Origin of the sequence: Streptomyces glaucescens (genome assembly GCF_002154375.1) — a bacterium.
Lineage (GTDB): Bacteria > Actinomycetota > Actinomycetes > Streptomycetales > Streptomycetaceae > Streptomyces > Streptomyces glaucescens.
This window is the reverse complement of record NZ_MUND01000783.1, coordinates 256-2,487: the sequence shown is the minus strand read 5'-3', so window position 1 is coordinate 2,487 and position 2,232 is coordinate 256. Positions and strand designations below refer to the sequence as shown.

Genomic DNA, 2,232 nt, shown 5'->3' with positions numbered 1-2,232 from the left:
TCGTCAAACTCCCGTCGTCGTCCGCAGGGCAGACGGGAGTTCGACGACACCCCCCTAGGAAGAAGTGGCGGGCCGGTCGTCGTCCAGGCCCCAGCTGTGGACCCAGTGCGGGCGGATCCGGATCAGCTCCTCGCTGAAGTGCGGGCCCAGGTCGTGCGGGCCGACGAGCAGCTCGGCCTCGCCACGGACCTCCACGCCGCGCACCTTCCAGGGCCGCAGGCTCGCGATGTCGTCGGCGACCAGCGCGAGCAGCGGGTTCTTCTGGAGGTTGCGCCACTTCTTGGTGCGGCCCATGGTGTAGCCGCCGATCAGGAGCGTGTCGTCGTCCTGCAGGAAGTAGGCGACCGGGTTCGCCTGCGGCTGGCCCTGCGGATCCACCGTGGCCATCCGCCCCAGCCGCTGTCCCCGCAGATACGCCCGCTCGGCCTCGCTGAACTCGTTCATGCGCCCAGCCAAGCACGCCGCCACGCCCGTGACACCGGCTTCTCGGCCTGGGGCGCGGGGCGTACGGGAGCGCGCCGGGGAGTCAGACCAGGAACACCGCGCCCAGCCACGCGCCCATGATCAGCAGGCAGGCGACCAGCTCCGCCAGCACGCTCCACCCGCCGGACCGCATCGCGGTGCGCAGGGCCGCCCGCGCCTCGCCGGACCGGCCCAGCCGCAGCCGCTCGCACAGGTAGATGCCGCCCAGGAAGCCCGGTACCGCACCCAGCACCGGCAGCAGGAAGAAGCCGAGCAGCGCCCCCAGCCCGGCGTACACCGCCATCCGGGCGGTCGCCCCGCTCGCCTGGAGCCGGCGCGGGGGCAGCGCCCAGCGCACCACCTGCGAGAGGAACAACGCGACGGTGGCGCCGACCAGCACCCACCAGGCGACCGGCCGCGGATCCGTCAGGGCCCACCACATCACCGCGGCCCACACCAGCCACGACCCCGGGACGCCCGGCAGGAGCACTCCGCACAGGCCGAGCAGCATGACCAGACCGACCAGCAGGAGCTCCCACACTCCCATGAGCCCAGGGTGCCCGAGCCCGCCCCGGCGCGCAGTCCCGCGCGGGTGCGGTGCCGCCGCCGTCAGGGCCGTTCGCGGGCCACCCAGCCGCGTTCGTGGGCGTGCCAGCCCAGTTGCATCCGGGTCGTCACCCCGGTCAGCTCCATCAGCCGCTTCACCCGTCGCTGCACGGTCCGCAGGCCCAGGTCCAGCTGCTTGGCGACGCTCGCGTCCGTCATCCCGGCGAGCAGCAGCGACACGATCTCCAGATCCGTGCCGTCGGGCCCGTCCGGACCCTGCTCGGTGACACCGGACCCGCCGAGCCGCAGCGGCAGCGCCTGTCGCCACACCGACTCGAACAGGCCGGACAGCAGCTCCAGCAGCCCGCTGGCGTGCACCACGAGCGCGGCGGGCTCGGCGGTGGGATGGGTCAGCGGCACCAGCGCCAGCGAGCGATCCGCGACGACCAGCTTCGTCGGCACCCGGTCCACCACCCGCACCTGCTCGTCGCGGGCGAGCGCGGCGGTCAGCTCGGTGATGCCGTTCGGCCGGTCCAGTACGGTCCGCTCGACCACCACCCGGTAGCGCACCCCGCGCGCGGCGGCCCGCTCCTCGGCGTCGTTCTCCATGCCGGTCACGGCCACCGGGTCCCCGGTGACCAGTGCGCACACCTCGTCGGCGGCGCCCAGCTGCAACTGCAGGAACCGCTGAGTGACCGCCGCCGCGCCGATCACCACCTCGACCAGGTCGTGCACGGCGGGCTCGGAGGCCGCCGCGCGGTACTCCTCGGCCAGCAGCGCCGCCGCCAGCTCCGCCCGCTCCAGCTCGTGCCGCCGCTGGGCGAGCAGCGCGCCCAGCGCCACCCCCGGCGGGGCGGCCACCCAGCGGCCCGGGCGGGCGGAGGACTGCGCGGCGAGCCCGTGCCGCTCCAGCCGGCGCAGCGCCCGCTCGGTGTCCTGCTCGCCCAGCGTCAGCCGGCGCGCCAGATCGGGTACGTCGGCGGCGCCGACCGCGACCAGCGCCCGGTACGCCGACTCGTGCCGCTCGTCCAGCCCTATCGCTGCCAGCATCAGGCTCCGCCCCTCCCCGACGATCGGTCCCGCGGTGTCCACCTGTGGCGGGAAACGGCCACGGCGCAAACCCGCCGTCGAACATCATCGCCGTACCGCCTCGCCCTCTGCCAAGGTGGGGTCACCGGTGCCGACGGGGCCGGGCCTGTTGCCGTCGCCGGGCGGTTCTCCCGT

At 74.7% G+C, this 2,232-nt stretch carries 3 protein-coding genes; all 3 read right to left on the bottom strand.

What is annotated here, in order from left to right; genetic code table 11:
• Window positions 1–54: 54 nt before the first annotated feature.
• Window positions 55–444: a PPOX class F420-dependent oxidoreductase gene (locus CCN42_RS37125; protein WP_086741700.1), complete on the bottom strand. Its 390-nt coding sequence runs from the start codon at window positions 442–444 to the stop codon at window positions 55–57.
• A gap of 82 nt (window positions 445–526) precedes the next feature.
• Window positions 527–1,009 (bottom strand): DUF456 domain-containing protein, encoded by a 483-nt coding sequence (locus tag CCN42_RS37120; RefSeq protein WP_086741699.1) that lies wholly within the window; start codon window positions 1,007–1,009, stop codon window positions 527–529.
• Between the two features lie 62 nt (window positions 1,010–1,071).
• Window positions 1,072–2,058, bottom strand: a complete 987-nt coding sequence (locus CCN42_RS37115) for a helix-turn-helix transcriptional regulator (protein WP_086173344.1) — start codon at window positions 2,056–2,058, stop codon at window positions 1,072–1,074.
• Window positions 2,059–2,232: the final 174 nt, after the last annotated feature.

Coding starts and splice junctions, on each gene's coding strand:
- CCN42_RS37115 (WP_086173344.1), bottom strand. CDS start 2,058: ATGCTGGCAGCGATAGGGCTGGACGAGCGGCACGAGTCGGCGTACCGG.
- CCN42_RS37120 (WP_086741699.1), bottom strand. CDS start 1,009: ATGGGAGTGTGGGAGCTCCTGCTGGTCGGTCTGGTCATGCTGCTCGGC.
- CCN42_RS37125 (WP_086741700.1), bottom strand. CDS start 444: ATGAACGAGTTCAGCGAGGCCGAGCGGGCGTATCTGCGGGGACAGCGG.